The organism is Stutzerimonas stutzeri (genome assembly GCF_009789555.1).
In the GTDB taxonomy this organism is placed as follows: Bacteria; Pseudomonadota; Gammaproteobacteria; order Pseudomonadales; family Pseudomonadaceae; genus Stutzerimonas; species Stutzerimonas stutzeri_R.
Map to the genome: position 1 here is coordinate 943,371 of NZ_CP046902.1, position 26,297 is coordinate 969,667.

The window sequence follows — 26,297 nt, forward strand, 5'->3', positions numbered from 1 at the left end:
ATGTCACTGCGCGAGAGCTTTCGGCTCGATGAGGCCCTGCGCTCGCTGGACACCGTGCAACTGGCCCGGGTCAGTGGACGCCTCGTACGGGTATCCGGCATGTTGCTGGAGAGCCTCGGCTGCCAGCGCATGACCGGCCAGCGCTGTTTCGTCGAGCAGGGCGACGGCAGCATGCTCGAAGCGCAGGTGGTGGGCTTCAACCGCGACATCACCTACCTGATGCCATTCAAGAAACCCGTGGGCCTGACATCCGGCTCCCGTGTGTTTCCGGCACCGGACGATGCCAAGCTGTACATCGACGCGTCCTGGCTCGGCCGGGTGGTCAACGGCCTCGGTGAACCACTGGACGAACTCGGCAAGCTCAGTGGGCGCGATCCGCTGCCCACCGAGCTGCCATCGGTCAACCCGCTCAAGCGCAAGCCGGTCAGCGAACCGCTGGACGTCGGGGTGCGTGCCATCAATGCGACCCTGACGCTGGGCAAAGGCCAGCGGGTCGGCCTGTTCGCCGGTTCCGGTGTCGGCAAGAGCGTGCTGCTGGGCATGATCACGCGTCAGACCAAGGCCGATGTGGTGGTGGTCGGGCTGATCGGCGAGCGCGGCCGCGAGGTGCAGGAGTTCCTGCTGCATTCGCTGGGTGAAGAAGGCCTGAAGAAAGCCGTGGTGGTCGTCGCGCCGGCCAACGAATCGCCGCTGATGCGGCTCAAGGCCACCGAGTTGTGCCACAGCATCGCTGCCTACTTTCGCGATCAGGGCAACGATGTGTTGCTGCTGGTGGATTCGCTTACCCGCTACGCCATGGCCCAGCGCGAAATCGCCCTGGCGCTGGGCGAGCCGCCTGCGACCAAGGGTTATCCGCCGTCGGTGTTCGGCATGTTGCCGGAACTCGTGGAAAGCGCCGGGAACGGCGCCAACGACAGTGGCAGCCTCAGCGCGCTCTATACGGTACTGGCCGAGGGCGACGACCAGCAGGACCCGATCGTCGACTGCGCGCGGGCGATTCTCGACGGCCATATCGTGCTGTCGCGCCGCCTGGCCGATGCCGGTCACTACCCGGCCATCGACATCTGCGCCTCGGTCAGTCGCTGCATGAGCCAGGTCGGCCAGCCGGCGCACCTGGGCGCGGCGCGGCAACTCAAGGAGTTCTACAGCACCTACGAGAAAATCAAGGAACTGATACCCCTCGGCGGCTACAGCCCTGGTGCGGACACCAAGACCGACCGCGCCGTGCAGCTGGCGCCCACCATCGAGCGCTTTCTACGCCAGGACGTGGGCGAGGCGGCGGAGCTGGAAGCCAGCCTCGGCATCCTGCAAAGCATCATCAGGAAACCATGAAACAGCAGATCGAAACGCTCACGCGCCTGGCCAGCTTGCGCGGCAACCGGGTCAAGCAGATGCTCGGGCAGGTCCAGTACCAACAGAACCTCTGCCAGCGCTATCGCAACAACATCACCGGCCTGAGCCGCCTGTGTGGCTTCTCCGTACCGATGAGCACCCCGTTGCAGCGCGACAACCAGCAGCGCTACAAGGCCACGCTGTACAAGATGATCGAACTGCAGCGCCGTGAACTGGTGGTGGCCGAGCAGGCACTGGCGCGCGTGCAACAGGAAATGCTGCAGGCCATGCGCAGCGAAAAGGTCGTCGCGCATGTGATCGATGCCAAGATGCAGCAATGGCAACAACTGCTGGTCGCGCAGGAGCAGAAAATTCAGGACGGCCTTGCCGCGCAGAGCTGGTGGCGCAACCAGATCGCCTAGGAGCGGTTGCCGGTCAGCCGTCGGCCTTTCCCCGCCCCTCGCGTGCGGGGAAAAGGCTAGCCCGTCATCGCTGATGGACATTGACCGCTCGGCATCGCCGGCAAGCCCACCGGTCAGCCTTGGCGAAAAAATATTTAAGGTTTCCGGCCAAGCGGTCGCTTGTTTGGCAGTAACCACATAGTTGGAACGAGATCATGGAAATCAGCCGGCATTTCAAGCCCGCCGTTATGACACCCACCGAGACCGCTGCGGCTCGTCCGGTCAGTGCTCGCCCCGCCCCGCAGTCCTCCGCCCGCCAGGCCGAAAGCCTGCCGCTGGAGCAGATGCACGACGCCTTGCGCGCCATGCCCGAGGTTGACCTGGATCGCGTAGCGGCGATCAAGCAGGCCCTGCAGCGTGGCGAGATATCCACTGATGTGGGCGAGCTGGCGTCCAGCATGCTCAGTTACCACCGCGGGAACGATGCGTGAGCCAGCGCGACAAGTTGCTGGAGATCGTCGATGACGATTTGCAGCAGGATTGCGGCGACTACCTCGCCCTGCGTGAGCTGATGCAGGAGTTGTATGCGCGGCTGCTGGAACGCGACGTGCCCGAGATCGACCGCATCAACCAGCAGGTTACCGTCCGCGTGGAAGCCATTGCCGCGCGCGCTCAACGGCGCAGCAAGGTGCTGACCGCCTTCCGTCTGGAAACGACCGGCGTCGGCATGCGGCGCCTGTTGTCCAGTTGCTCGGGCGCGCGGGGCGAGTCGTTGCAGCAGCACTGGCAGCAGGTCGGCGATCTCGCCGTGCAGTGCCAGCAACTCAACGAACACAACGGCCGACTGCTCGCGATGCACCATGACATTCTTCAGCAACTGCTCGCGGGCGGGCAGGATGCTCGACTCTACTCGCCCCAGGCTTACTAGGCGCGCGGGCCAGAGCCAGAAGCGGCGGTCCTGACGGGTTGCGCAGCAGCGACGCCCTGCGCAGGGGCCAGCGCCCGCGCGCCGCTTCTTTCAGTGGAAGGCGCGCCCCGCGGCGAAGGGGGCTTGAGGGCTGCCCAAGAGCAAAAGCTTCGCCCCGGGGCGGGCCTCCCACAAGGGCAAAATCCAGAAAAAGCCAAAAGCCAAAAGCCAAAAGCCAAGCCAGAGCCAGAGCCAGAGCCAGAGCCAGAAGCCCATCCCAGCCCATCCGGATTAATCCTTTAACAAACCCCGCCGTGCCGTCGCCTTTATACAGGGATGTTCCGCCATCGCCGCAGGCGGAAACGGTGTTTCCCCGTTTCCTCGTCACGTCGCGTTGCGGAAGCCTTTTTTCTGCATGGCTGCCCCGGCGAAGCCCGTAATACGGGCTTTTGAGACCTGGCACCCAATTTGCTCTACAAGCATCAAGAGGGGATGGTGATGGCTATAGATTCCGATTACGTGCAGCAGATGTCGACGCAGTTGGCGACCTACGAAGTTCAGTCTTCGCTGGATCGGCTTAACCGCAACGAAACGCGCTACAAGTCCCAGCGCGATGCGCTGAGTTCGTTGCGTACATCGCTGACGACCTTCAAGTCGGCGATGACCAAGCTCAACAGCCGCACGTCGAGCATGCTGACCAACAGCGCGACCTTCAGTCAGGAGGGTTACGCCTCGGCGACCGTCGGCACCACGGCGGCGGCAGGCACCTATGACTTTTACGTCGAGCGTCTGGCCAGCAAGCAGCAGGTGGCGGTGCAGGGCCTCGTCGATGGCAGCCTCAGCGGCACCTTGACGCTCAATGACCAGGCATTCGACCTCGGCAGTTACGGCACGCTCGACGAGGCGGCCAAGGCGATCAATGGCGCCGGACTCGGTGCGCAGGCCACGCTGGTACGCAGCAATGGCGCGGTCAGCCTGGTCGTGACCAGCGAGCAGACCGGTGCCGCCAACGGTTTCAGCCTTGCCGTTTCGGGTAACGCGGCAGCCACCACCACGCAGCTGTCGACCGCCCAGGATGCGCGGGTGCGCATGGGCGGCAGTTATGGCGCCGGTGGCATCGAGCTCACCAGTTCCAGCAATACCTTCGCCGACGTCATCGACGGCGTCAGCATGACGGTCAGCAAGACTCATGCGGCAGGCGACACGCCGCTGACGGTCACCGTTGGCCAGGACAAGGCGGGCACCAAGGCCAAGGCGCAGAGCTTCATCGATGCCTTCAACAGCCTGATGACCAGCTTCGATTCGCTGACCGCAAGCGGCAGCGACAGCACGGCGCGCGGTGCCCTGGCCGGCGATTCCAGCGTGCGCTCCATCGAGAGCCGCCTGAACGGCCTGCTGCGTACCGATTTCGGTGGCAAGAGCCTGATCGAATTCGGCATCAGTGCCGACCGCAGCGGCAAGTTGACCCTCGACGCTACGCGTTTCGAAGCCGCTGTCGCCAACGATCCGGAAGGCTTCGAGGCGCTGTTCACCGGCAAGGACAACCTGCTCGACAGCATCGACAAGACGGTCGGCAGCTACACCAGCAGCACCAACGGCATGTTGAAAAACCGCATGGACACGCTGGACATGAGCCTGCGGCGCATCGACGACCAGTTCGAAAACCTTCAACAGCAGTACGACACCCATTACAGCCGCTACCTCAGGCAATTCACCACCATGATGCAGACCATGCAGAGCATGGAGCAGACCTTCGGATTGTTCGGATGAGTACTTATCTCCAAAACGACAGCTACGACAGCTACCGATCGGTAGACCTCGAGGCCCGCGCGGCCTCCGCCTCGCCTTACGAACTGGTGCTGGTGCTGATGGATGGCCTGCTCGATGAACTGGCGCGCGCCCGCGGCCATATCGAGCACAAGCGCTACCAACAGAAGGGCGCTTCCCTGGAGAAGTGCATGAATATCCTCAACGGCCTCAACGGCGCGCTCGACGAAGAGGGCGGTGGGGAAGTCGTGCAGGGGCTGGCGCGCCTCTATGAATACTGCATCTACCGCCTCTCCGACGTCAGTGTGTCGCTGTCGCTGGAGGGCCTGGACGAAGTGATCAACCTGCTCGGCATCCTGCGTGAAGGTTGGGAGGGCGTCAGTGCCGCTCGTAAGTGACAGCGCGCGCCTGACCGAGCTGCATGCGCAGCTGCGCCAGGCCTTGCAGGCCAACGACTGGAACGCCGTGGCGCGCGTCGATCAGGCCGTCCGTGAATGCCTCGAGGCGCTGGCCGGGCGGACGCTCGACGAGCCCGCCCGTGCAGCCAAGAGCCGTCTCAAGAAGCTGCATGGGGAAGGCGTGCAAGCCTGCGCCGACGAATGCGAGCGCCTGCGTCTGCTGCTGCTGAACCACCTGGAGTACGCCGAAGGGCGTGCCGCCTACCAGCGAATTGACATGTTCCAAGTCGGAGACAGGGGATGATCCAGTCGATTTCAGCCGGCCGCGCCGCTGCCGTGAGCGCCGAGTCCGCGCCGCCCGCGCAGGCTCGTGCCGCCCATGGCGGCCAACCCGGCAAAAGCCGGCAGCAGACCGACAGCGCGGCCCACGGCTTCGGCGAGCGCATGAGGGTGGCGGCCAGCGAGACCGGACATCCGGCCGAACGGCCTGCGGGCTTTGCCCAGGACATGCGCTTGCCGCCGTCGCCCGAGCGGGGTGAAGTGGCGCAACCGGGCGGTCGTTCTGCATCGGCTGATGACACCTCGCAAGCGCTGACCCCTGAACAGTGGCTGTTGGGCATGATCGACCAGCAACTGGCGGAGATTCAGGCGCGCGATGCCACGGAACCGGACGTCGTGTCCGGGCCGGTTGCGCAGCCGTTGCCGGAAGCCGTCGCGCCGCTGGGCGATGAGTGGCTCGCCTGGCTGCCGGCACAATTGCCGGCAGGCGAGCCGCCATTGGATGGCGCGCCCGCCGATCCGCTGGACGGGCTGATGGCCGGCGGCTATCCAGGCTGGGCTGCGGATGCCAATCCCGCCGCTGCCGCCATGCCCAGGTCGGCCGGGATGAGCCCTGGACAGCCGGCGGCGGCACCCGCTTTGGCCGACGCGCTGCCGATGGCCACGCTCGAACCGCTGCAGAGCGCCCCTGAGGTGTTGGAGGCTGGCGAACCCGTGACCACCGGCGCCGAGCGCGGGCAGCTAACACCGCTGCAGCCGGCTGATCGTGCCCTGAAGTTGCAGGCGCCGGACGCCAAGTGGGGCGAACAGATGCTGCACGCCCTGCGTGAGAACGTCGATCTGCAGATCCAGCAGAAAATCCAGAGCGCCACCATCCGCCTCGATCCGCCGGAGCTGGGTAGCCTCGAGATTCTGCTGAGCCACGAATCGGGACGGCTGAACGTACAGCTGTCCGCCGCCAATGCCGACGTGGCGCGGCTGCTTCAGCAGACCAGCGACCGTTTGCGCCAGGAACTGGTCGGTCAGCATTTCGTTCAGGTCAACGTGCAGGTGGGTGCCGACGGCGGTGGACAACAGGGTCAGCAGCGCCAGCGCGCGGCGCCGACCGACGAGCCGTCGCCGCTGGCGGCTCGGCCGCAGGAGCCGGCACCGGAGCAGGACCGCAAAAGCGGTCGCGCCCGGGATGTGCTGATCACGGTTTGACCCGATTCAACCCAATCAACCCAATGTGAGTGTGTTATGTCGACGCCCCGTCTCGTCCTTTTGATGCTGCTGCTCAACGTCCTGACCGTTGCCGGTGGTGTTGGTGTCAGTTACTGGCTGCTCAAGCCCGGCATGCAGGGGGCAGCCGAACAGGCCGAAGCGGCCGACGCGGCCGAACCGGTCGAACCTTCGGAATACGAGTTCTACCCGGTGGAAAAGGTCATCGTCAGCGTGCGCGGCGACGGTCGAGAGCGCTATTTCGTGCTGGACCTTGCCTTGCAGGCCGATGCCTCCGACGAGCCGAAGCACTTCGAACAGGCCGAACCGATCGTGCGTAACTCGGTGGTGGGCTACCTGTCGTCACTGCCATTCGAAGAACTGCGCGGGTTGAAACTCAGCGAGTTGCAGAAGCGTCTGGAAACGGTCCTGTTCGCCGATTTTGCCAGCAAGAATGCAGCGGTGCCGTTCAAGCACGTGCTGATCAACAAGCTGATCGTGCAGTAAAGGCCCGCCATGAGTGCCACTTGCCCCGTCGACTACTACGGCGCCACACCGGCCGGTTCGTCGGTCTTCGCCCCGGCCATCGAGCAGCGCTGGCTGATGCAGTATCTGCCGTTGGTCAAGCGCATCGTCCGGCAGCTCTCGCTGCAGGCCAACCAGGTGCTCGATCGCGAGGACATGGAGCAGATCGGCATGATGGGCCTGCTCGAAGGGTTGCGGCGCTACGGTGAGCCGGACGAGCAGTTCGGCAAGTTTGCCTCGCTGCGCATTCGCGGCGCGATTCTCGATGAGTTGCGTCGCCAGGACTGGCGCCCGCGCCAGGTCCGCCAGCAGGCGCACAGGGTGCGCGATGCGATTCGCGACCTGTCTCGCCAACTGGGCCACGAGCCCAGCGACGAGGAGATCAAGGCGTACACCGGCCTTGGGGAAAAGGATTATCAGGACTTTCTCTGGGCCGATTCGTCCGAGGCGATCGAAAGCCTGGACGAGTTGCTGCAGAGCGGTCACGAGCAGTTCCCGGATGCCACCGAGCTGTTCGAGGAGCGCTTGATCAAGGAGCGTGTGCTCGAGCAGGCGCTGGCGCGACTGGACGAGCGTGAACGGCTGGTACTGACACTGTATTACCAGCATGAGTTGAGTCTGAAGGAAATTGCCCTGGTGCTGGAGGTCAGCGATGCCCGGGTCTGTCAGCTGAGCAAACAGGCGATCGGCAAGGCTTGTCGCTTCCTAACCGAGAAGAGCCAGTAACGTCATGCAGAAAGTATTAGGTGCATTCATCATCATCGGCTGCGTCCTGGGCGGCTACGCCATGGCGAATGGCGACATGCGCATGCTCTGGCAGCCCGCCGAGGTGGTCATCATCCTGGGCGCGGCACTCGGTAGCCTGGTGGTGGGTAACCCCAAGGAAGTGCTGGTCGAGATGCTGCACCAGATCAAGGGTGTCTTCGCCTATCAGCGGCGCGGTGAGGAATTCCAGCGCCAGTTGCTCATGTTGCTCTACGAACTGCTGGAAATGGTCGACGTCGGTGGCCTCAAGGTGCTCGACTCGCATATCGAGGAGCCGGACCAGAGCGACCTGTTCGTGCGCTACCCGCTGATCCTTCAGGAAAAGAACCTGATGGCCTTCATCGCCGACAACTTCCGCCTGATGGCGATGGGCAAGATCACCGCCCACGAACTGGAGGGCTTTCTCGAGCAGGAGCTCGAAGCCATGGAGCATGCGCTGCTGCAACCGGCGCGTTCGCTGCACAAGATCGGCGAGGCCATGCCGGGCTTCGGCATTCTCGCGGCGATCATGGGCATCATCATCACCATGGGCAGCATCGGCGGCAGCGTCGCGGAAATCGGCGCCCACGTCGCCGCGGCCCTGGTGGGTACGTTCCTCGGGATCTTCTTCTGCTATTGCCTGATGGACCCGCTGTCCAACGCCATGTCGCAGCGGATCAAGACCGAACTGTCCGCGCTCGAATGCGTGCGCACCACACTGGTCGCCCATGTCGCCGGCAAGCCCACGTTGCTCGCGGTGGATGCGGGCCGCAAGCTGATCGAACAGGACGTCAAGCCCGCCTTCCGTCAGCTGGAGAACTGGGTGACCCAGTATGAGGAAGAAAGGGACGCCGCATGAGAAACCGGGGCAAGGGTGGCGCCGGCGGCGAGCACGAGATCATCATCAAGCGCCGCAGCAAGAAGGGGCATGGCGACGAGCATGGTGGTGCCTGGAAGGTGGCCTTTGCCGACTTTACGTTGGCCATGATGGCGCTGTTCATGGTGTTGTGGATCATCCAGCCACAGATGGAACTGTCCAACCCGTCTTACGGCGAGATGGAAAGCAATCCGCTCGTCGATGGCGGCGCCGGCATTTTCGACGGCACCAGCACGTCGCCGCTCGAACTCGACGGGGTACCGGTACGCCCGCCGCAAGCCAGCGAGACGGACAGCGTCGAATCGAAACGCGAACAGGACGGCATCCGCCACTTCGGCTCGACCGAAGAGCTGAAGGCGCTCGCCGAGCTGATGCGTGCGGTGGCCAGCGAGGTCGATGCGCTGGCCAACCTGGAAGTGGATGTGGTCCCGCAGGGACTGCGAATCCTGATCAAGGACGACCAGCAGCGCTTCATGTTCCAGCGCGGCAGTGCCACGTTGAACCCGCATTTCCAGACGCTGCTGGGCGTGCTCGCCGGTGTGTTGGCCAAGGTCGACAACAAGCTGATCATCAGTGGTCACACCGACGCCACGCCGTATCGGCAGAAGAACGGCTACAACAACTGGAACCTGTCGGGTGATCGCGCCCTGCGCGCGCGCAACGCCCTGGTCGACGCGGGCCTGGCCGAGCGTTCGGTGCTGCAGGTGACCGCGCAGGCCGACGTCATGCCGCTGCACCCCGATGACCCGCAAAACGGCGCCAACCGCCGCGTGGAAATCCTGCTGCTGACCGCTTCGGCGCAGGCGTTGTACGAGGAGCTGTTCGGCGACAGCTACGGCCAGGTGCGGTTTACCGAAAGCGGGGCGAGCTATCGCGGCGACGGTCGCTGAAACGCAATGCCGGCGGGCTTGGCGGGACCGCTAGGTGCGGCAGGCGACCGCTCAGTCCGTGCCTTCAGCCGCGGTGCGGATGGTCGTCGGGGCAGTAGACCTGCTGGGTTTCGACGCCGTACAGGCAGGCTCCAATCTGCTCGAGGGTGATCCGAGCCCCTTTGTGGGCGCCATAGAACAGGTTGAACAACAGTTCGTCGTCGAGCGGGTTCTGCGGCTTGAGACCGTGGACCTGGCCCTGTTCGACCACCAGCGAAGCCCGCCCGAGCAGATCCCTTTCCAGCCGTCCGGAGGTTTCGACGATGGCCGGCGCGTTGTGGGTCATTGAGTAAAAGCGCCCATTGGTGAAGACCAGGCTCTGGCTCACCTTCATCGCCGCGCCGTCCTTGAGCACCACCTGGCCGCTGGAGCTGTAGCGACCATCGAGGCTGGAGGACAGGTTGCCGGTGGTGCCCATCGCCACGAAGGCCCAGAGCAACAAGGCGGATGGCACCATGATGCGCAGCATGTGCCTGCCTACCGCGCCGGTTTCGTTCTGGTTGATCATTGCAGGCACCCTAGTAGATGGTCGCTGGGGATCGTCTGGATCCGGCTCTTGTGCACCTTCAGCCAATTGACGCGGCCGTCGCTCTGCAGGCAACGGATTTCATAGAAGCCCGGGGACATGTTGACGATCAGCCTGGCTGGCTCGGCATTCATGGCACTCATGGTATCGATCAGCAGGCGCGTTTCCTTGACCAGCGAATCGAGCAGGCGCTGGCTTTTTTCCACGTAGAGGACCTGAAAACCGTTGATGTCCAGGGTCTGCGTGAAGGACGGCGCTGGCGTACTGGCCAGGCGAAAGCCCAGAGTGGCCAGCGCCGCCAGAACCATCAACCCCGTCCCGGCGAGCGCAGCGGCCTGCCATGAACGGGCGCGTCGGCTCGGCTGCGCGGCAACCGGGATCGTCATGGCGCTGGGCGCGGGCAGCTCTACCACGCAGGCAGGCTCAGGTGTCGACGCAACGGCGGCAGGCGCCAGCTCGTCCGGCAACGCCCCCGGTTCGAGCGCCAGATATTGCGGATTGAACAGGTAACCCCGGCGCGGCAGCGTCTGGATGATCTGGCTGCGGCTATCGAACAGCGCCTGGCGCAGCGTATAGATTTGTTGATTGAGACTGCCCTGGCCGACGACCCGCCCTTCCCAGGCGTAACGCATCAGTTCCTCGCGGGACACGACTTCGCCGGGCGCCTGCAGCAGGCGCTCCAGTACCCGGCTGCCGGAGAAGCCGAGGTCGAGCGTGTCTTCATCTTGTTCATGGCACAGCACGAGTTGGTACAGCGCGCGATCGAAGCGAGCCGAGCAACCGGCTCGGCCGGTTTTCAACAGGGGGCAGACGAAGGCATCGGTGGCCGAGGGGGTCAGAGATGAGGTCATGAGCGCCTGGAAAAAACGGGAGAAAAGGAAGTTTTCGGTGTGACGGGGTTGGCAAACCGAATGGCGGCATATTGGCGCCGTTTTTTTGATACTACAAGCCGGTTGTTACAGCCAATGGCCGGACGGATATCGGATCGTAGAGGCGGGCGATTCGCACCCATCAGCAGATATAGGATTTAAAACCCATATTTTGAGCGTATTGCGGCATATATAGTGTCGCCGCGCTGTGCCCGCTGTTTTCGCCGCTGGTCGGATGAGAACGGTTCAACAGGCGTTGAACGCAAAAAGCCCCGAACCAGTCGGGGCTTTTTGTGGCCGGTCGTTGCGACCGGCCGTGCTAGATGACGCTTAGCCCAGCAGGCCCATGACCATGCCTGGCATCTGGCCGGCTTGCTTGAGCATGGAAATGCCCGACTGCATGAGCATGGAGTTCTTGCTCATGTTGGCGCTTTCGACGGCGAAGTCGGCGTCCATGATCCGGCCTTTGGCCATTTCGGTGTTGTCCTTCATGTTCGCCAGGTTGTTGCTGGTGTGGTTCAGGCGGTTGATGTTGGCGCCGAAATCCGCACGCAGCGAGCCGATCGAATCCAAAGCGCTAGCTAGGGTATCGATGGCACCGTTTGCGCCCGCTTGAGTAGTAATATCGAGCGTAGTGATATCCGTGCCCAGCAGGCTATCGAGGGCGTCGGTCTTGTCTGCCACGTCCAGTTCAAGCGTTTCGGCGGTCGAGGCGCCAATCTGGAACGTGACCGCGCCGGCGCCGAACTTGCCTGCACCGAACAGCGCTTCGCCAGCGTAGGCAGTGTTGTCAAAAATGTTCGCCATTTCTGTGGACAGCGCGGTGAATTCAGCCTGGATGGCGGTGCGGTCTTCTGCGGAGTTGGTGTCGTTCGCAGCCTGGGTGGACAGATCTTTCATGCGCTGCATGATATCGGTCATCTCGTTGAGCGCGCCTTCAGCGGTTTGCAGCAGGGAGATGGAGTCGCCGACGTTACGCATGGCAACGCCCATGCCACGGCTCTGAGCGTTCAGGCGGGTGGCGATCTGCAGGCCGGCGGCGTCGTCGGCAGCGGAGTTGATGCGCAGGCCGGTGCCCAGACGCTGCTGGTTGGTGGCCAGGGCGTTGTTGGACTTGTTCAGCGCGGTGTTGGTGGTCAGGGCGGAATAGTTGGTGTGAATGGACAGAGCCATGATGATCATCCTTCGTGCGATTGGGCTGTTAGGAGCTGGCTTGACTGCCTGCTGAAAAGGTAAGGCGACAGCCCCTGTCGCAGGATTAAATCCTGACGCCAAAATTTTTGATGGTCGCTCGTGACCTACCCATCCTGCGGCTGGAATGCAGGCCCCCTGGCGGCCGGGAACCCGCGTGTCCTGTGCGTGGAGCGCTGCCTGACTGCCTCTTCCCCTTTTACCGGCGTGTCAGAACGTGCTCGTCACCACGCCCGGCTCGATCACTTTCGCATCGATCTCCTTGCCGCTGCGTGTGTTGCGCACGCGGATCACGTCTCCGGGCTGCCCGTCGCCCAGGGCTTCGCCAGAGGTCGACGCCTCGATGCCCTCATTGCTGGCGACGACCTTCACCGGTTCTCCGCGCTTGACCGCCATGGCAGGCTCCAGCAGCGCTGGCGTGATGGTCTGGCCTGCGCGAATACGGCGTTTGGCGGCCATGCCGACCACCTCGTCCAGACGGTTGTAGTAGCCACGTCGGGCCTTGGCGATGTTGATGCGCTCGAGCCTGAGGTCGCTGCCGACGATGGTCTGGCCGCGGTCGATGATGCCCTCGGCGTGCACGGCGGGCAGGAACACGTGGGCCTGGGCGGTCGCGCCCACCGACCAGCCGGGCGCATCCGCGCAGCTGATCTGCAACTGTTGTCGCTCCATGGCCGAAGGCGCATCGCCCGTGGCGCGGATTTGCAAGGCGCTGCCGCAGGGTGGGTAGCTGGCGACACTGGCGGGCAGGTTGGTTTCGTATCGCAGCTGCATGCCCTGCCAGCCCTGGCGCTCGGCCTGCCGCTCGAGCATGGCGCGCACATGGTTTTCCACGGCCTGTCGTACCTGCACGGTGGCGTCCGCCTGCGCCGGGGTGCTCGTGGCCAGCATGACCAGCGCAAGCGCCCACCAGGCGGAAGGCGTTTTTCCGCTTTCCTTCCGTGGCGCCGTTCGATGCGGAAGCGCAGGCTCTGAAAGGTGATCGCGTCTGCAGGGATTTCTCATGTAAATCAAATGCTTACCTGTCGAATTCGGTTCGGCACGGTTTCTGCACACAAAGCCGAAAAGCGGTGGGCTGTCGTTCGGCCTGCTTGAGCTGCAAAAGGGTATGGCTAATGAGTATACGGATTGATGAGGCGCTCGGCGTCCACGAGCGCGCCCTGAGCCTGCGCATGCAGCGCAGCGAAATTCTCGCGGCGAACCTGGCCAACGAAGACACGCCGGGCTTCCAGGCGCGCGATATCGATTTCGGCAAGGAAATGCAGCGGCTGGAGAGCAGCACCTCGCCGCGCGCGTCCACTGCCGGCACCGATCCTCGGCTGCTGTTCCGCGTACCGGGGCAGGCCTCGCAGGACGGCAACACGGTCGAGCTGTCGACCGAGCAGGCGCAGTTCTCACGCAACTCCATGGATTTCCAGACCAGCCTGACCTTCATCACGATGAAATTTCGTGGTTTGAAGCAGGCCATCGAGGGACGTTGAAGTCATGTCATTCGATTCCATCTACCGTATCGCCGGCTCGGCGATGAATGCCCAGACCGTTCGCCTCAACACCGTGGCCAGCAACCTGGCCAACACCGATTCGGCGGCCAACAACGCCGCGGACGTTTACCAGGCGCGCAAGCCGATGTTCGCCGCGGTGTACGAGAACAACTCGCTGACGCGTGGCGTCGGCCTTGGCGGAGCACATGTGCAAGTGCTCGACGTCGTCACGTCCGGCGCCGAACCCAAGCGTCGCTACGAGCCGGGCAATCCGCTGGCCGACGGCGAAGGCTATGTCTACTACCCCGACATCAACGAGATCGAAGAGATGACCGACATGATGTCGGCGACGCGCAGCTTCGAGACCGGGGTAGAGGTGCTCAACCGTGTGAAAAGCATGCAGCAAAGCCTGTTGCGGCTGGGAGAAGCCTGATGGCCGTGACCAATGACACCCACACCAGCGGCGCGCTCAACGCCGCGGGCAATGCGCTGCCCAAGCAGGCGGTGAACGTCAGCGATGCCACGCAGATGGAGAACAACTTCATCAGCCTGATGGTCGCGCAGATCAAGTACCAGGACCCGACCAAGCCGGTCGACAGCACCGAATTCCTCAACCAGTTCTCGGCGATGTCGCAGGTCAAGAGCATGGAAAACCTGGCAACGCTGGCACAGAACAACCTGGTGCTGACCGACAATCTGCAGACGCTCACCGCCGCCGGCCTGGTGGGCCAGCAGGTGAGTGTGGCGGTGGAGTCGCTGGAACTCAGCGGGCACGCCGTCGAGGGCCAGTTCGACCTGGCTCACGCTTCGCCGCGCACGACATTGCTGCTGACCGACTCCAACGGCAGCCAGACCCGTATCGAACTGGGCGCACAGTCGGCCGGCAAGGTGCCCTTCGTGATCGATCCGGCCAAGTACGGCCTGCGCGATGGCCAATACGGCATCGCCATCGAATCGGAAAACGGTGAATTCCCGACGGTGGAAGTCGCCGGCCATGTCTCCAACGTGCGGGTCAGCGCCGAGGGTCCGGTGCTTCAGGTCCAGGGCGTCGGCTCGGTGCCCTTCTACAACATTGTTGAATTCGCCCAGGCCGACGCCGGGCTGCTCGGCGGCTGAGCCCGAACGGGGCTCGCCAGCTTTCTACCTACTTATCGCATCGAGATCAGCCCATGAGTTTCAATATCGCACTGACCGGCCTGTCGGCGGTCAACGAACAACTCAACACCATCGGCAACAACATCGCCAACTCCGGCACCGTTGGCTTCAAATCGTCGCGTACCGATTTCGGCAGCCTCTATGCCGAAAGCCAGGCCATGGGGGTCGAGGTGATCGGTACGACCCAGAGCATCAGCCAGGGCGGCGCCTTGACCACCACCAACCGTGACCTGGACCTGGCGATCTCCGGCGGCGGCTTCTTCGTCACCCGCGCCAGCAATGGCGACGTGGCCTATACCCGCGCCGGTATGTTCGGCACCGACAAGGATAGCTACCTGACCAACAGTCTGGGCCAGCGCCTGCAGGGTTACCCGACCGATGCCACCGGCAACCTTCAGACTGGCGTGGTGGGCGACTTGCAGATGAAGACCGGTGGACTGCCAGCCAAGGCCACCGACGAGCTGAGTTTCGTCGCCAACCTCGACGCGAACCAGGACGTACCGGCGGTGGCCTTCGATCCGCAGGTGGCCGACAGCTACAACTCCACGTACACCACCAAGGTGTTCGATTCCCAGGGCAAGGAACACACCCTGACCCAGTACTTCGCCAAGACCGCTGACAACAGCTGGCAAGCGCATTACTACGTCGACGGCGCTGCACTGGCGGCCCCACAACCGCTGACGTTCGATGCGAACGGCTCGCTGGCCACCCCGATCGGTACCGTTCCCCTGACCGTCACGCTGGGCGGCGGCGTTGCGCCATTGAACATTGCGCTCGACTACACCGGAACCAGCCAGTACGGCTCCGAGTTCAACGTCACCGGCAACCGCGCCACCGGGTACGCCGCGGGCGAGCAGACCGGCATGAGCGTCGAGAAGGACGGCAAGGTCTACGCCACCTATTCCAACGGTGAGCGCCTGCTGCAGGGTCAGGTGGTGCTGGCCACCTTCGCCAACGCCGAAGGCCTGAAGAACATCAGCGGCACCGCCTGGACCGAAACCGCCGCCTCCGGTGCGGCGATGCTCGGGGCGCCAGGGATCGGCCAGTTCGGCACCCTGGCCTCCGGCGCGCTGGAAAGCTCCAACGTCGACCTCACCCAGCAGTTGGTGGGCCTGATGGAAGGCCAGCGTAACTACCAGGCCAACACCCAGGTGATTTCCACCAACAAGGAACTGACCCAGGTTCTGTTCAACGCGCTCTGAGGCTGATCCATGGACCGTTTGGGATACACGGCGATGACCGCCGCCAGCCGCACGATGATGTCGCTGCAGGTGCGTTCGAACAACCTCGCCAATGTGAATACGCCCGGCTTTCGCGCCGACCTCGAGCGCGCCCAGGCGGTTGCCGTCGAGGGCTACGGCTACGACAGCCGGCACATGGCGGTGGTAGAAAACAACGGCGTCAACCTGGCCGCCGGACCGCTGATGGCCACTGGCCGCGCGCTGGATTTCGCCGTCAAGGGCACGGGCCTGATCGTCCTGCAGGATGGCGAGGGCGAGGCCTACACGCGCCAGGGCAGCATGCAGATCGATGCCGAAGGCCGACTGACCCTCAACGGCCGCGCCGTGATGGGCGAGGGCGGGCCAATCCAACTGCCCGAGCATGACCGGGTTGAAATCGGTAACGACGGCACCGTCTCGATCATGGCGCCGGGCGACTGGATGATGGCGGAGGTCGACCGCATCCGCCTGGTCGACGTGCAGGCCGCCGATCTGACGAAGAACGCGGCTGGCCTGCTGGTGACGCGTAACGGCGAGCCCGCTGCGCCCAGCGAAGACGTACGCCTGGCCAGCGGCTTCCTCGAATCGAGCAACGTCTCGGCCATCGACGAGCTGGCCTCGACCATGAGCCTCAACCGCCTGTTCGAAACCCAGGTAAAGATGATGAAAGCCGCCGAGGACCTTTCCGACGCCGGCAACCGAATGATCCGCGGCAGCTGATCGGGAGATAACGCATGAATTCCGCACTTTGGGTCAGCAAGACCGGACTGGCCGCCCAGGACACGGCGATGGCGACCGTCGCCAACAATCTGGCCAACGTCAACACCAACGGCTTCAAGAGCGACCGCGCGGTCTTCGAAGACCTGTTCTACAGCATCGAGAAGCAGCCCGGCGCCCAGGCCGACGAGATCAACACCGTCCCGTCCGGCATCCAGCTGGGCAGCGGCGTGCGCGTCGCCGGCACGCAGAAAGTCTTCACCGAAGGCAGCATCCAGACCACCGGCCAGCCGATGGATCTGGCCATCGTCGGGCGTGGTTTCTTTCAGGTCGAGTCACCGAACGGCGACCTCCTCTACACCGAAAACGGGCAGTTCCAGCTCAATGCCGAGGGCGTGATGGTCAACGCCCAGGGGCTGCCCCTGGCGCCCGCCATCGAAGTGCCGCAGGGCAGCACCGGCTTTACCGTGGGCGCCGATGGCATCGTCACCGCGGTGCTGGCCGGCGACACCCTTCCGTCCGAGCTGGGCCAGATCACGCTGGTCAATTTCACCAATCCGGGTGGCCTCGAGGCGCTGGGCGGCAACCTCTACCGCGAAACCGTGGCCAGTGGCGAACCGGTCGAAGGCGTGCCGGGCGAGGAAGGTCTTGGCCAGCTCAAGCAGGGCGTGCTGGAAGGCTCCAACGTGCAGGTGGTCGAGGCCATGGTGGCGATGATCGCCATTCAGCGGGCCTACGAGGCCAACGCCAAGGTGCTCGACGCGGCCAGCGGCATGCAGCAATTCCTCAACCAGACCGTCTGAGATCGATGATGCGCACCCCGATTCTGCTTGTCGCGCTTGCCCTGCTGCCAGGCTGTGCCAGCTTCAACGAGATGCTGCCGGACGAGCCGTCGAGCGAGTACGAGCCGCTGGAGCTGGATTACAGCCTGCCGCCCACGACCGGCGGCGGTCTGTTCCGCTCCGGCTACAGCGGTTCGCTGATCAGCGACAAGCGCGCGGTGCGGGTCGGCGACATCCTCACCGTGGTACTGGACGAATCCACCCAGTCGAGCAAGAGCGCCGGCACCAGTTTCGGCAAGGAATCGAGTGTCGGCATCGGTATCCCGACGGTGCTTGGCAAGACCTACCCGGACGTCGAGACATCCGCCGGTGCCGAGCGCGAATTCAACGGCTCGGCCAAAAGTTCGCAGCAGAACACCCTGCGCGGCTCCATTGCGGTCAGCGTGCACCGCGTGCTGCCCAACGGCACCTTGCAGATCAAGGGCGAGAAGGCGCTGCGTCTGAATCAGGGTGACGAATACATCCGGCTCACCGGCCTGGTGCGCATCGACGACATCAACCGCTACAACCAGGTGTCGTCGCAGAGCGTGGCCAACGCCAAGATTTCCTACGCCGGACGCGGCGTGCTCAACGACAGCAACTCGGCGGGCTGGTTGACCCGCTTCTTCGCCTCGCCGTTGTTCCCTCTTTAAGTGATAGCCCCTGATATGACGAGCCCGAAGCGATCCCTGAAGCTGTTCCTTGCCGCCGTCGCGCTGTGCTGGCAATCCGCGCACGCCGTGCCGCTGATGGATCTGGTAGATGTCGAGGGCATTCGCGGCAACCAGCTGATCGGCTACGGCCTGGTCGTGGGCCTCGATGGCACTGGCGACAAGAACCAGGTCAGGTTCACCAGCCAGTCGGTGGCCAACATGATCAAGCAGTTCGGCGTGAACCTGCCGCCGAACGTCGACCCGAAGCTGAAGAACGTCGCCGCGGTGACCATTACCGCGACGGTGCCGCCGTCCTATAGCGCCGGCCAGACGGTGGACGTCACCGTTTCATCGCTGGGCGACGCCAAGAGCCTGCGCGGTGGCCAGTTGCTGATGACGCCGCTGCAGGGGGTCGATGGCGAGACCTACGCACTTGCCCAGGGCGCGGTGATCGTCGGTGGCGTCAACGCCGAGGGCGCCAGCGGTTCCAGGGTCGCGATCAACACCTCCAACAGCGGATTGATTCCCAACGGCGCGACGGTCGAGCGGATGATTCCCAGCGATTTCACCGAGCGTCCGGACGTGATGCTCAACGTACGGCAGCCGAGCTTCCAGACCGTGACCCGCGTGGTCGACGCGGTTGACGCCTACTTCGGCAAGGGCACCGCCACGGCCCTCAATGCCACCAAGATTTCGATCCGCGCCCCGGTCACCAGCACCCAGCGCATGAGCTTCATGGCCATGCTCGAGCGGCTGGAAGTGGAAGAGGGACGGACCCGGCCGAAGGTGGTATTCAACAGCCGCACCGGGACCGTAGTGGTCGGCCAGGGCGTGCGGGTGAAAGCCGCGGCGGTCGCCCATGGCAGCCTGACGGTGACCATCAGCGAACGTCCTCAGGTCAGCCAGCCCAATCCCCTGGCGCGCGGCGAGACGGTGGTCACGCCGCAGTCCGATGTCGCAATCGAGCAGGACCGCAAGGCCATGTTCAAGTGGCCTGAGGGTGCCAGCCTGGAAAGCATCATCAACACCATCAACAGTCTTGGCGCCACGCCGGACGACGTGATGAGCATTCTGCAGTCGCTGGAACGCGCCGGCGCACTGAACGCGGAACTGATCGTGATGTAAGCGCTTGTCCCTGACCGGACAGGCCCGACGCGCAGCAGATTTGAACAGGTTCCAAGGCGACCATGAGCATCGTTTCCCTCCCACAGCACCTCAACACCCTGCGCCAGCGCGCCGACGGGCCGAATGCGGCCCGGCGCCAGCAACTGGAAGTCGTCGCCGAGCAGTTCGAAGCGATGTTCCTGCAGCAGATTCTCAAGCAGATGCGCAAGGCTGGCGACGTGCTCGGCGCCGGCAACCCCATGCGCAGCCGCGAGCTGGACACCATGCGCGACTTCTACGACGAAGTGCTGGCCGACACCCTGGCCGGCAAGCGGCAGACCGGCATCGCCGACATGCTGGTGCAACAGTTGAGCGGCGATGCACCCGGCACCGCGCCCGTGCCCGCTGCCCTGGCTGGCCACGCCGCCAGCGGCGTGCAGGCGGGCGGCCTGCACGCATTGCGTGGTACCTGGCAGCGCGGCGTCGAAGCCCTCGACAGCGCCTGGGAAAGTGGCAAGGCGGGCTTCAAGTCACTGGTCGACAGCGTCATCAAGCATGAATCGAGTGGCAACATCGCGGCGGTTTCGCCCAAAGGCGCCCGCGGGCTGATGCAATTGATGCCCGGCACCGCGCGCGACATGGCCGCCGAACTCGGCCTGCCGTTCAGCGAAGCGCGACTGACCACCGACGCCGAGTACAACAAACGCCTGGGCAGCGCCTACCTGAACAAGATGCTCGACCGTTACGAGGGTCATCAGGCGCTGGCGCTGGCTGCCTACAATGCTGGCCCGGGCAAGGTCGACGAGTGGCTCAAGGACCACGGCGACCCGCGCAAGGGCGAAATCGGAATGGCGGCCTGGGTGCAGAAGATTCCCTACGCGGAAACCCGAAATTACACCCGCAACATCCTCGAAGACCTGCGAGCCGCGGCCCCGCGACCGGTCGAGCCGCGTGCGCAGGTCCAGGCCGTCGCGCGCCCGCTGCAAGCGGCGCTTAATTGCGACACCGATGCGGTCGCTCTTTCCACTCAGCAGCGCAGTGTCATCGGCGGCGGCCACCTTTCCGTGGCGTTTGCCCAACCGATCCGGATCGAGTCGAAGGAAATCGTGTCGTGAGCATTCTTGGTCAAATCGGCTACAGCGGCGTTCGCGCCTCGCAGATCGCCCTGACGGCGACCGGGCAGAACATCGCCAACGTCAACACGCCGGGCTTCAGCCGCCTGGCGCCGAATCTGCATTCGCTCGGTGGTCAGAGTTCGGTCAGTGTCGGCGGGGGCGTGCAGGTCAGCAGCATCCGTCGCCTGTCCAATGACTTCCAGAATCAGCAGCTCTGGCGCGCCACCACGGACAAGCACTACTTCAACACCAATCAGCAGTACCTGACCGCGCTGGAGGGCCTGATCGACAGCGAAGGCTCCAGTGTCAGCGTCGGTCTGGACAACTTCTTCGCCGCGCTCAGCGAAGCCAGTTCGACTCCCGAATCCATTGCGCTGCGCCAGCAGATCATTGGCGAGTCGAAGCAACTGGCACAGCGCTTCAACGGCCTGAGCAGCAACATCGGCATCCAGCTCAACGCCCTGCAGGGCCAGCGTGTGGCGATGGTCAGCGAGATCAACGGGCTGTCCGGCAACATCGCCGAGCTCAACGCGCAGATTCGCGAGATGGACGCTTCCGGGCGCGACACCGCGACCCTGCGTGACTACCGGGACAATCTGGTCAAGGACCTCAGCCAGTACGCCGGCATTCGCGTCCAGGAGGCGGCGGACGGAACGCTCAGCGTGTCGTTGGCGAACGGCCAGCCGCTGGTGGCCGGCACCACCGCCGGGCAACTGAACGTCAGTGAGAATGTGGCCGGCGAGCAGGACATGACGCTGGTCTTCGCCAAGACCACCTTCCCGGTGAACCAGAAGGGCATCGGCGGTTCGCTCGGCAGCCTCTACGACATGGAGTACGGTGCGTTGCGTCCCGCCCAGCAGGACCTGCACGAAATGGCCTCGGCGCTGGCGGCGATGGTCAACGATACGCTTGCCGGCGGCTTTGACCTCGACGGCAATCCAGGCCAGCCGCTGTTCGTGCACAACCCGGGCAGTACCAGCAGCATGCTCGAGGTCAATCCACTGGCGGCCACGGAACTGGCGTTCTCCTCGACGCCGGGCGAAGTGGGCAACAACCGCAACCTGCTCGCGCTGCTGGACCTGAAATCACAAGGCATCACGGTTGCCGGCAACACCGTGCCGCTCAATGACGCCTATGCCAGCCTGGTCGGCCGCGTCGCCAGTGCCAGCCGGCAGAACCAGGCGGACCGCAGTGCCGCGACCACCGTCGCCGAGCAGGCTCAAGCCCAGCGCGACAGCGTCAGTGCCGTGAACCTGGACGAGGAAGCCGTCAACCTGATGGCCTACGAGCAGGCGTACCAGGCCAACATGAAGGTCATCAGCACTTCCAACGATCTGTTCAACGCCGTACTGGCGATGTTCTGAATCGGCACCGGCCGATTCGACTGACGAGTAAAGACCCATGCGCATCTCCAACGCCCAGATCACCGCCATGATGCATGGCTCGATGAACACCAGCTCCGAAAAACTCGGCAAGCTGATGCAGCAAATGGCGACCGGCGAACGCATGCTGCTGCCATCGGATGATCCGATTTCCGCCGTGCGCGTGCTGCGTATCCAGCGCGAAGAAGCCAGCCTCACCCAGTACCGCACCAACATCGCCAACGTCTCGGGCAACCTGTCCAAGCAGGAGGCCAACCTCAAGTCCACCTCCGACACCCTGCTCAACGTGCGCGACATGCTGTTGTGGGCAGCCAATGGCAGCAACACCGGTGAAGACCTGGCCGCCATCGCGAACGAACTGGGGAGCCTGGAAAAGACCATTCTCAGTTTTGCCAACGTGCGTGACGAAGAAGGCCGCTACCTGTTCTCCGGCACGCTCAGTGATCGTCCGGCGATCAGTTTCGATGAGGCGAGTGCGACCTACAGCCTCACCGGCAACGACCAATACCGCCAGGCGGCAGTCGCCAACGGCGTACTGGTCGAGGAGAATGTCACCGCCGCCCAGGTATTCGGCGCGGGCGTGGGTGTGCTCAATGACCTTCACGCGCTGGTCGCCACGCTCTCCGATCCTGCGCTGGATGCGACCGACCCCGCCGTGCGCGCGCAGATCAGCGCGACCCTGGGCAGCCTTGATGCGACTCACAGCGACCTGCTCGGCGCAATCACCGAACTGGGCGGGCGGCAGAATACCCTGACGCTGCTGTCGAGCAGCAACGAGGATGTGTCGCTGGTGAACCAGAAGATCGAGGGCGAGCTGTCCCAGCTCGACTACGCCGCGGCCAGCATCGACCTGAACAATTATCAGCTGTCGCTTCAGGCGACGCAGAAGACCTATTTGAAGATCAACGGGCTGTCGCTGTTCGGCATGCTCTGACCGAGGTAGCGTGAATGAAGATTGGCAAGCAGCTCCCCGCTGTTTCCGCAATCAACCCGCAGGAGCGTCGCGAGGCACTGCTGCGCGATGCGCCGGCGCCGCTGCGCGCCGGTGTGCCCAGCGACCCGCCGCATGCCGAGACGACCACCAGCAAAAGCACCAGCTTCAGCCTGCAACTCAACCAGCAGCTGTCCTCCATGCAGTCGGCCGACAGTTACCTGGGCGACCTGCAAACGCGTCTGTCGCAACTCAAGCTCGACCTCAGCCGGCAGATCAGCACGCCGCAACCCAATGGTCGCGAGAGCATCCAGCAAGCGGTGCAGCAGGTCGACGATCTGCTCAAGGAACGCAGCAAGCGATCCGGCAGCTCATTGGACGCCAACCTCAGGTTGCGCCTGACCGAGCCGGTTCGCAGCCGTTTCAGCCTGCAAGGGCTGGAATCGCTGGAAACGATTCGCCAATCCGGTCGCGAGACGCTGCTGTTCAGCGGGGGACGTCAACTGGCCGAGCCGGTGGCCGTGGTGCTCGACGACGCCATGACCGACGAGCAGATCCTGCGGCGTTTCAACGGTAGCCTGGGCCAGGCCGGCATTCGGGCCGAGCTGGACCCGAATGGCGAACTGAAATTTTCCGCACGCGAAGGTGACTGGCAGAAGCTGAAGGACCAGTTGGCGGTGCAGGGCGAGGGCAAACTGTTCGACAAGGGCAAGTACGTGCGGGTGCAGAGCCAGGAGGAGCAACTGCTGAGTTTCCCCCGGGAACTGCAACTCGATTCCTTTCGCGAATTGCGGCGTCTGCTCGACTCGGTGGTCGCCGGGCTGGACAAGGTCACCGCGCTGCGGGAGCAGTTGAGCAACCGGCAACAGGAAATTCGCGAGTTCCTGGCGCGTCAGGCACACGCCGACGAAACCCAATGGGCGATGGACTTCTCCCGCTCGGTCTTCAACCTCATGCAGCGCAGCCCTTCCAGCTACGCCGCCGTCACCCAGACGGTGGTTGCCCAGGCCACCATCAGCCGCTTCACGGTGGTCAGCCTGCTGTCCTGAACGGGCCGCCTGCACCGGTCACGGCGTGGCGGTCGTACGGTCGATGAACTTCACATCCGAAGGCTGTCCGATCGGCAGCGTTTGCACGGTGTCGCCCAGCAGGCCGCTGTCCGGGTCGCGCTGCAGCACCACCAGCGCGTTGCTCTTCTGATTGGCGACCAGCATGAATCGCCCGCTCGGATCGATGGCGAACTCCCTCGGCTCGCGGCCTTCGCTGGCGCGCTGCTGAATCTCGCGCAGGCTGCCGGTTTGCTCGATGGCGTAAACCATGATGCGGTTCGTCTCGGCACGATCGCTGACGTAGAGGAAGCGGCCGTCGGCGGACGGATGGATCGCGCCTGGCGAATGCAGGCTCGGGTCGCCGCCGGCCGCCATGTCTATCAGCTGGCGCTGCACCAGGGTGCCGTCGACATGGTCGAAACGTGCCACCTGAGCGCTCAGTTCCAGCGTGGCATAGGCCTGGCTGCCGTCCGGGCTGAACACCAGGTGACGCGGGCCACTGCCTTCCGGCAGGCTGACGAAAGCCGGATCGGCCGGCGACAGCGGACGCTCGGCGTTGGCCGGGTCGTAGCGGTAGATGAAAATCCTGTCGGCGCCCAGATCGCTGACCAGCAGCATCTTGCCGTCCGGTGACATTACCGCCGAGTGCACATGCGCCGACTGCTGGCGCTGCGGATGCTTCTCGCTGGCCTTGTGCGTGGCGATCTGGGTCACCGGCGTGAGCGTGCCGTCCATCGCCGTCGGGATCACCGCCAGGCTGCCGCCAGGGTTGGCATTCGAGCCATAGTTGGACACGAACAGATAGCGCCCGTCTCGGCTCTGGCTCAGGTGCGTGGGCTCGTCGCCGAGTGTGCTTTGCTGGGCCAGCGGCGACAGCTGGCCACTGCCGGGGGCCATGATGAAGGCGCTCACGCGGCCCACCGGATCGGGCTGTCCCGGCCCGTTCTCGTTCGTCGCATAGAGCCGGTTACGGTTCAGATCCAGCGTCAGCCACGACGGATTCTGGGTGCGCACCACTTGCAGCGGCTGGGGCTCGATATAACCGCGCCCGGCGTCGAACTGCATCCGGTAGATGCCCTCGCTGCCCTGCTCGCCGCTGTGTCCGGTGGTATAGGTGCCGATCAGTAACGGGTACATGGGTGCTGCCGCTCCGGTGAGGCTGAAAGCCAGTAGTGCCGCGGCGACGCCGAGGCGGATGGAAGATGGACCACGCGGTGAACCACGCATGGGTCGCTCCTGTATCGCTGAATGATTGGAAGTCCCCAGATTCGGTTTGAGCGCGCCACCGCAAAAAAATTTGCCGGCGAAGGCACTGTCTTGTCGATTTTCTTTTTCGCCGGACGACTAATCGGTAACGACACGCACCGGCGAGGGTGAGGCGATGCGTTATCTATGCCTGGTTTATCTGGACGAGACGGCGCTGACGGGGATGTCCGCCGCAGCCCGCGCGGCCCTGGACGCCGAATGTCGCGATTACCGCGAATGCCTGTATCGCAGCGGGCGGCTGATTGTCGGCGAAGCGCTGCAATCGGCGCTCAGCGCTACCACGCTTCGCCTGCAAGGGGATCGCGTCTGGCTGCACGACGGCCCGGTCGCCGCCGGTCGCGAGCAGCCCACCGCCATCTACCTGTTCGAGGCGTCCGATCTCAACGACGCCATCCTGCTGGCTTCGCGCATCCCGCCTGTACGTCTGGGTTGCGCGGAAGTACGAGCGCTGCATTCGCGCGCGCCTCCTTGATCCGCCGCTCGCGCCGTCGCGCGCCGGCTTTCTCACAGCACCCCCAACCCGATCCACGAGGAAAACGAACATGAACACAGCAAGCGATACCCGCAGCGGTGAAACCCGCATCAGAGAGCTGATGGCCGAATTCGAACAGGCGGTCGGGGTCAAGGATCTGGACCGCATCATGTCCCAGTACGCGCCGGAGGTGGTGGCCTACGACGCGGTCGGCGAATTGCAGTTCAAGGGCATCGACGCCTATCGCGCCCACTGGCAGCGCTGCTTCGACTTTTGCCAGGGCGACGGTTTCTTCGAGACCCGAGAGGTCAGCATCACGGCCAGCGGCGATCTCGCCTTCAGCCATTCGCTGAGCCATTGCGGCGGTGCCAACGAGAAGGGCGAGATGCAGACGGCCTGGATGCGCGGCACGCGTTGCTGGCGGCTGCAGGGCGGCGACTGGAAAGTGGTACACGAGCACTTTTCGATGCCGTTCGATATGGCCAGCGGCCAGGTTTGCTTTGGCCTGGAGCCTTGAGCGGCACACCGTCGCCGTTGGCGCAGCGGGTACGCCATCGAGTCCTCGTGCTTTGGCTGCCAGCTGCTAATGTTGTTGGTCTGCATGGGCGCCGGAGAACAGCATGAAATACCTTTGCCTCGTCTATTACGACGAACGCCACGTAGACGCCATGACCGATGAACAGTGGGCCGCGCTGGTCGACCAGTGCCTTGCCAATAGCGAGCGCCTGCGTGAAAGCGGGCATTTCGTCGCCGGCGAGCCGCTGCAATCGGTGCGCACCGCCAAGACCGTGCGGGTCCGCGAAGGCGCGGTTTCGGTGGTCGACGGTCCCTTCGCCGAAACCCGCGAACAGCTCGCCGGCTTCTACCTGCTGGAAGCGGCGGATTTCGATGAAGCGGTGCAGCTGGCGGCGAAAATCCCCCCAGCGGCGCTGGGTAGCATCGAGGTCCGTCCGCTGCGCCAGCTCCCCGAACGCTGATCGGCGCCC

32 protein-coding genes are annotated in these 26,297 nt (G+C 64.1%); 27 read left to right on the forward strand and 5 right to left on the reverse strand.

Translation table 11 applies throughout. From position 1 onward, the window contains the following. From fliI to GQA94_RS04375, 12 genes are all read left to right on the forward strand, one after another. Positions 1 to 1,332: a flagellar protein export ATPase FliI gene (gene fliI, locus GQA94_RS04320; protein WP_158186915.1), complete on the forward strand. Its 1,332-nt coding sequence runs from the start codon at positions 1 to 3 to the stop codon at positions 1,330 to 1,332. Further along, complete coding sequence (locus tag GQA94_RS04325; RefSeq protein ID WP_158186916.1) at positions 1,329 to 1,754, forward strand: flagellar export protein FliJ; 426 nt, start codon at positions 1,329 to 1,331, stop codon at positions 1,752 to 1,754. Before fliI ends, GQA94_RS04325 begins: the two co-directional genes overlap by 4 nt. 194 nt (positions 1,755 to 1,948) lie before the next feature. After that, positions 1,949 to 2,224, forward strand: a complete 276-nt coding sequence (gene flgM, locus GQA94_RS04330) for a flagellar biosynthesis anti-sigma factor FlgM (RefSeq protein ID WP_158186917.1) — start codon at positions 1,949 to 1,951, stop codon at positions 2,222 to 2,224. Next, the gene (gene flgN / locus GQA94_RS04335) at positions 2,221 to 2,661 is read left to right on the forward strand and encodes a flagellar protein FlgN (RefSeq protein ID WP_158186918.1); all 441 of its coding nucleotides are present in this window, start codon (positions 2,221 to 2,223) and stop codon (positions 2,659 to 2,661) included. The genes flgM and flgN overlap by 4 nt, the downstream gene beginning before the upstream one ends. 477 nt (positions 2,662 to 3,138) lie before the next feature. Continuing rightward, positions 3,139 to 4,410, forward strand: coding sequence for a flagellar filament capping protein FliD (gene fliD, locus GQA94_RS04340; RefSeq protein WP_158186919.1), 1,272 nt, complete (start codon positions 3,139 to 3,141; stop codon positions 4,408 to 4,410). Continuing rightward, entirely contained in the window at positions 4,407 to 4,805 is a 399-nt protein-coding gene (fliS, locus tag GQA94_RS04345) for a flagellar export chaperone FliS (protein ID WP_158186920.1), read from the forward strand. Before fliD ends, fliS begins: the two co-directional genes overlap by 4 nt. Then, positions 4,789 to 5,109, forward strand: a complete 321-nt coding sequence (locus GQA94_RS04350; RefSeq protein WP_158186921.1) for a hypothetical protein — start codon at positions 4,789 to 4,791, stop codon at positions 5,107 to 5,109. Before fliS ends, GQA94_RS04350 begins: the two co-directional genes overlap by 17 nt. Then, a complete protein-coding gene (locus tag GQA94_RS04355; RefSeq protein ID WP_158186922.1) occupies positions 5,106 to 6,287 on the forward strand; it encodes a flagellar hook-length control protein FliK in 1,182 nt (393 codons plus the stop codon). The genes GQA94_RS04350 and GQA94_RS04355 overlap by 4 nt, the downstream gene beginning before the upstream one ends. 36 nt (positions 6,288 to 6,323) lie before the next feature. Next, positions 6,324 to 6,791 carry a flagellar basal body-associated FliL family protein gene (locus tag GQA94_RS04360; protein WP_158186923.1) on the forward strand — a complete coding sequence of 156 codons (468 nt, stop codon included), beginning with the start codon at positions 6,324 to 6,326 and terminating at the stop codon, positions 6,789 to 6,791. A 9-nt stretch (positions 6,792 to 6,800) separates the two neighbouring features. Continuing rightward, a complete protein-coding gene (locus GQA94_RS04365) occupies positions 6,801 to 7,535 on the forward strand; it encodes a FliA/WhiG family RNA polymerase sigma factor (protein ID WP_158186924.1) in 735 nt (244 codons plus the stop codon). A 4-nt stretch (positions 7,536 to 7,539) separates the two neighbouring features. Then, complete coding sequence (gene motA, locus GQA94_RS04370; RefSeq protein ID WP_158186925.1) at positions 7,540 to 8,412, forward strand: flagellar motor stator protein MotA; 873 nt, start codon at positions 7,540 to 7,542, stop codon at positions 8,410 to 8,412. After that, positions 8,409 to 9,320 carry an OmpA family protein gene (locus GQA94_RS04375; RefSeq protein ID WP_158186926.1) on the forward strand — a complete coding sequence of 304 codons (912 nt, stop codon included), beginning with the start codon at positions 8,409 to 8,411 and terminating at the stop codon, positions 9,318 to 9,320. Before motA ends, GQA94_RS04375 begins: the two co-directional genes overlap by 4 nt. Before the next feature lie 64 nt (positions 9,321 to 9,384). Here the strand turns inward: GQA94_RS04375 and GQA94_RS04380 are convergent, their stop codons facing one another. The 4 genes from GQA94_RS04380 to flgA form a co-directional block, all read right to left on the reverse strand. Continuing rightward, complete coding sequence (locus GQA94_RS04380) at positions 9,385 to 9,867, reverse strand: hypothetical protein (RefSeq protein WP_158186927.1); 483 nt, start codon at positions 9,865 to 9,867, stop codon at positions 9,385 to 9,387. Further along, positions 9,864 to 10,736, reverse strand: coding sequence for a transcriptional regulator (locus GQA94_RS04385; RefSeq protein WP_158186928.1), 873 nt, complete (start codon positions 10,734 to 10,736; stop codon positions 9,864 to 9,866). Before GQA94_RS04385 ends, GQA94_RS04380 begins: the two co-directional genes overlap by 4 nt. A gap of 348 nt (positions 10,737 to 11,084) precedes the next feature. After that, a complete protein-coding gene (gene lafA, locus GQA94_RS04390) occupies positions 11,085 to 11,927 on the reverse strand; it encodes a lateral flagellin LafA (RefSeq protein WP_158186929.1) in 843 nt (280 codons plus the stop codon). A gap of 228 nt (positions 11,928 to 12,155) precedes the next feature. Further along, on the reverse strand, positions 12,156 to 12,836 hold the full coding sequence (flgA, locus tag GQA94_RS04395; protein ID WP_336508009.1) for a flagellar basal body P-ring formation chaperone FlgA: 681 nt from the start codon (positions 12,834 to 12,836) through the stop codon (positions 12,156 to 12,158). 224 nt (positions 12,837 to 13,060) lie between these two features. Here flgA and flgB point away from each other — a divergent pair, with 224 nt between their 5' ends. From flgB to GQA94_RS04455, 12 genes are all read left to right on the forward strand, one after another. Further along, positions 13,061 to 13,426 (forward strand): flagellar basal body rod protein FlgB, encoded by a 366-nt coding sequence (flgB, locus tag GQA94_RS04400; RefSeq protein WP_158186931.1) that lies wholly within the window; start codon positions 13,061 to 13,063, stop codon positions 13,424 to 13,426. A gap of 4 nt (positions 13,427 to 13,430) precedes the next feature. After that, the gene (gene flgC, locus GQA94_RS04405; RefSeq protein WP_158186932.1) at positions 13,431 to 13,859 is read left to right on the forward strand and encodes a flagellar basal body rod protein FlgC; all 429 of its coding nucleotides are present in this window, start codon (positions 13,431 to 13,433) and stop codon (positions 13,857 to 13,859) included. Further along, positions 13,859 to 14,542, forward strand: a complete 684-nt coding sequence (locus tag GQA94_RS04410) for a flagellar hook capping FlgD N-terminal domain-containing protein (protein ID WP_158186933.1) — start codon at positions 13,859 to 13,861, stop codon at positions 14,540 to 14,542. The genes flgC and GQA94_RS04410 overlap by 1 nt, the downstream gene beginning before the upstream one ends. Positions 14,543 to 14,595: 53 nt before the next feature. Continuing rightward, positions 14,596 to 15,783: a flagellar hook protein FlgE gene (gene flgE / locus GQA94_RS04415; protein WP_158186934.1), complete on the forward strand. Its 1,188-nt coding sequence runs from the start codon at positions 14,596 to 14,598 to the stop codon at positions 15,781 to 15,783. Between the two features lie 9 nt (positions 15,784 to 15,792). Beyond that, the gene (gene flgF / locus GQA94_RS04420; protein WP_158186935.1) at positions 15,793 to 16,521 is read left to right on the forward strand and encodes a flagellar basal-body rod protein FlgF; all 729 of its coding nucleotides are present in this window, start codon (positions 15,793 to 15,795) and stop codon (positions 16,519 to 16,521) included. Positions 16,522 to 16,535: 14 nt separating this feature from the next. Further along, the gene (flgG, locus tag GQA94_RS04425; RefSeq protein WP_158186936.1) at positions 16,536 to 17,321 is read left to right on the forward strand and encodes a flagellar basal-body rod protein FlgG; all 786 of its coding nucleotides are present in this window, start codon (positions 16,536 to 16,538) and stop codon (positions 17,319 to 17,321) included. Between the two features lie 5 nt (positions 17,322 to 17,326). After that, the gene (gene flgH, locus GQA94_RS04430) at positions 17,327 to 17,992 is read left to right on the forward strand and encodes a flagellar basal body L-ring protein FlgH (RefSeq protein ID WP_158186937.1); all 666 of its coding nucleotides are present in this window, start codon (positions 17,327 to 17,329) and stop codon (positions 17,990 to 17,992) included. A 15-nt stretch (positions 17,993 to 18,007) separates the two neighbouring features. Further along, positions 18,008 to 19,117, forward strand: a complete 1,110-nt coding sequence (locus GQA94_RS04435) for a flagellar basal body P-ring protein FlgI (RefSeq protein ID WP_158186938.1) — start codon at positions 18,008 to 18,010, stop codon at positions 19,115 to 19,117. Positions 19,118 to 19,179: 62 nt separating this feature from the next. Beyond that, a complete protein-coding gene (locus GQA94_RS04440) occupies positions 19,180 to 20,211 on the forward strand; it encodes a transglycosylase SLT domain-containing protein (RefSeq protein WP_158186939.1) in 1,032 nt (343 codons plus the stop codon). Then, the gene (gene flgK, locus GQA94_RS04445; protein WP_158186940.1) at positions 20,208 to 21,575 is read left to right on the forward strand and encodes a flagellar hook-associated protein FlgK; all 1,368 of its coding nucleotides are present in this window, start codon (positions 20,208 to 20,210) and stop codon (positions 21,573 to 21,575) included. Before GQA94_RS04440 ends, flgK begins: the two co-directional genes overlap by 4 nt. A gap of 37 nt (positions 21,576 to 21,612) precedes the next feature. After that, positions 21,613 to 22,527: a flagellar hook-associated protein FlgL gene (flgL, locus tag GQA94_RS04450; RefSeq protein WP_158186941.1), complete on the forward strand. Its 915-nt coding sequence runs from the start codon at positions 21,613 to 21,615 to the stop codon at positions 22,525 to 22,527. 14 nt (positions 22,528 to 22,541) lie between these two features. Then, positions 22,542 to 23,573, forward strand: a complete 1,032-nt coding sequence (locus tag GQA94_RS04455; RefSeq protein ID WP_158186942.1) for a hypothetical protein — start codon at positions 22,542 to 22,544, stop codon at positions 23,571 to 23,573. 18 nt (positions 23,574 to 23,591) lie between these two features. On the opposite strand, the gene GQA94_RS04460 is transcribed toward GQA94_RS04455, so the two are convergent. Then, positions 23,592 to 24,800 (reverse strand): lactonase family protein, encoded by a 1,209-nt coding sequence (locus GQA94_RS04460; protein WP_199270100.1) that lies wholly within the window; start codon positions 24,798 to 24,800, stop codon positions 23,592 to 23,594. Between the two features lie 154 nt (positions 24,801 to 24,954). On the opposite strand from GQA94_RS04460, the gene GQA94_RS04465 reads away from it, so the two are divergent. The 3 genes from GQA94_RS04465 (at position 24,955) to GQA94_RS04475 (ending at position 26,288) form a co-directional block, all read left to right on the forward strand. Beyond that, a complete protein-coding gene (locus GQA94_RS04465; RefSeq protein WP_158186943.1) occupies positions 24,955 to 25,311 on the forward strand; it encodes a YciI family protein in 357 nt (118 codons plus the stop codon). 70 nt (positions 25,312 to 25,381) lie between these two features. Then, on the forward strand, positions 25,382 to 25,828 hold the full coding sequence (locus GQA94_RS04470) for a YybH family protein (RefSeq protein ID WP_158186944.1): 447 nt from the start codon (positions 25,382 to 25,384) through the stop codon (positions 25,826 to 25,828). Positions 25,829 to 25,931: 103 nt separating this feature from the next. Beyond that, complete coding sequence (locus tag GQA94_RS04475) at positions 25,932 to 26,288, forward strand: YciI family protein (RefSeq protein WP_158186945.1); 357 nt, start codon at positions 25,932 to 25,934, stop codon at positions 26,286 to 26,288. Positions 26,289 to 26,297 lie beyond the last annotated feature (9 nt).

Excerpts from the sequence above, each read along its gene's own strand:
- fliI (WP_158186915.1), top strand. The coding sequence starts at position 1 with ATGTCACTGCGCGAGAGCTTTCGGCTCGATGAGGCCCTGCGCTCGCTG.
- GQA94_RS04325 (WP_158186916.1), top strand. The coding sequence starts at position 1,329 with ATGAAACAGCAGATCGAAACGCTCACGCGCCTGGCCAGCTTGCGCGGC.
- flgM (WP_158186917.1), top strand. The coding sequence starts at position 1,949 with ATGGAAATCAGCCGGCATTTCAAGCCCGCCGTTATGACACCCACCGAG.
- fliD (WP_158186919.1), top strand. The coding sequence starts at position 3,139 with ATGGCTATAGATTCCGATTACGTGCAGCAGATGTCGACGCAGTTGGCG.
- fliS (WP_158186920.1), top strand. The coding sequence starts at position 4,407 with ATGAGTACTTATCTCCAAAACGACAGCTACGACAGCTACCGATCGGTA.
- GQA94_RS04355 (WP_158186922.1), top strand. The coding sequence starts at position 5,106 with ATGATCCAGTCGATTTCAGCCGGCCGCGCCGCTGCCGTGAGCGCCGAG.
- GQA94_RS04360 (WP_158186923.1), top strand. The coding sequence starts at position 6,324 with ATGTCGACGCCCCGTCTCGTCCTTTTGATGCTGCTGCTCAACGTCCTG.
- GQA94_RS04365 (WP_158186924.1), top strand. The coding sequence starts at position 6,801 with ATGAGTGCCACTTGCCCCGTCGACTACTACGGCGCCACACCGGCCGGT.
- motA (WP_158186925.1), top strand. The coding sequence starts at position 7,540 with ATGCAGAAAGTATTAGGTGCATTCATCATCATCGGCTGCGTCCTGGGC.
- GQA94_RS04375 (WP_158186926.1), top strand. The coding sequence starts at position 8,409 with ATGAGAAACCGGGGCAAGGGTGGCGCCGGCGGCGAGCACGAGATCATC.
- GQA94_RS04380 (WP_158186927.1), bottom strand. The coding sequence starts at position 9,867 with ATGATCAACCAGAACGAAACCGGCGCGGTAGGCAGGCACATGCTGCGC.
- GQA94_RS04385 (WP_158186928.1), bottom strand. The coding sequence starts at position 10,736 with ATGACCTCATCTCTGACCCCCTCGGCCACCGATGCCTTCGTCTGCCCC.
- lafA (WP_158186929.1), bottom strand. The coding sequence starts at position 11,927 with ATGGCTCTGTCCATTCACACCAACTATTCCGCCCTGACCACCAACACC.
- flgA (WP_336508009.1), bottom strand. The coding sequence starts at position 12,836 with ATGCTGGCCACGAGCACCCCGGCGCAGGCGGACGCCACCGTGCAGGTA.
- flgB (WP_158186931.1), top strand. The coding sequence starts at position 13,061 with ATGAGTATACGGATTGATGAGGCGCTCGGCGTCCACGAGCGCGCCCTG.
- flgC (WP_158186932.1), top strand. The coding sequence starts at position 13,431 with ATGTCATTCGATTCCATCTACCGTATCGCCGGCTCGGCGATGAATGCC.
- GQA94_RS04410 (WP_158186933.1), top strand. The coding sequence starts at position 13,859 with ATGGCCGTGACCAATGACACCCACACCAGCGGCGCGCTCAACGCCGCG.
- flgE (WP_158186934.1), top strand. The coding sequence starts at position 14,596 with ATGAGTTTCAATATCGCACTGACCGGCCTGTCGGCGGTCAACGAACAA.
- flgF (WP_158186935.1), top strand. The coding sequence starts at position 15,793 with ATGGACCGTTTGGGATACACGGCGATGACCGCCGCCAGCCGCACGATG.
- flgG (WP_158186936.1), top strand. The coding sequence starts at position 16,536 with ATGAATTCCGCACTTTGGGTCAGCAAGACCGGACTGGCCGCCCAGGAC.
- flgH (WP_158186937.1), top strand. The coding sequence starts at position 17,327 with ATGATGCGCACCCCGATTCTGCTTGTCGCGCTTGCCCTGCTGCCAGGC.
- GQA94_RS04435 (WP_158186938.1), top strand. The coding sequence starts at position 18,008 with ATGACGAGCCCGAAGCGATCCCTGAAGCTGTTCCTTGCCGCCGTCGCG.
- GQA94_RS04440 (WP_158186939.1), top strand. The coding sequence starts at position 19,180 with ATGAGCATCGTTTCCCTCCCACAGCACCTCAACACCCTGCGCCAGCGC.
- flgL (WP_158186941.1), top strand. The coding sequence starts at position 21,613 with ATGCGCATCTCCAACGCCCAGATCACCGCCATGATGCATGGCTCGATG.
- GQA94_RS04455 (WP_158186942.1), top strand. The coding sequence starts at position 22,542 with ATGAAGATTGGCAAGCAGCTCCCCGCTGTTTCCGCAATCAACCCGCAG.
- GQA94_RS04460 (WP_199270100.1), bottom strand. The coding sequence starts at position 24,800 with ATGCGTGGTTCACCGCGTGGTCCATCTTCCATCCGCCTCGGCGTCGCC.
- GQA94_RS04465 (WP_158186943.1), top strand. The coding sequence starts at position 24,955 with ATGCGTTATCTATGCCTGGTTTATCTGGACGAGACGGCGCTGACGGGG.
- GQA94_RS04470 (WP_158186944.1), top strand. The coding sequence starts at position 25,382 with ATGAACACAGCAAGCGATACCCGCAGCGGTGAAACCCGCATCAGAGAG.
- GQA94_RS04475 (WP_158186945.1), top strand. The coding sequence starts at position 25,932 with ATGAAATACCTTTGCCTCGTCTATTACGACGAACGCCACGTAGACGCC.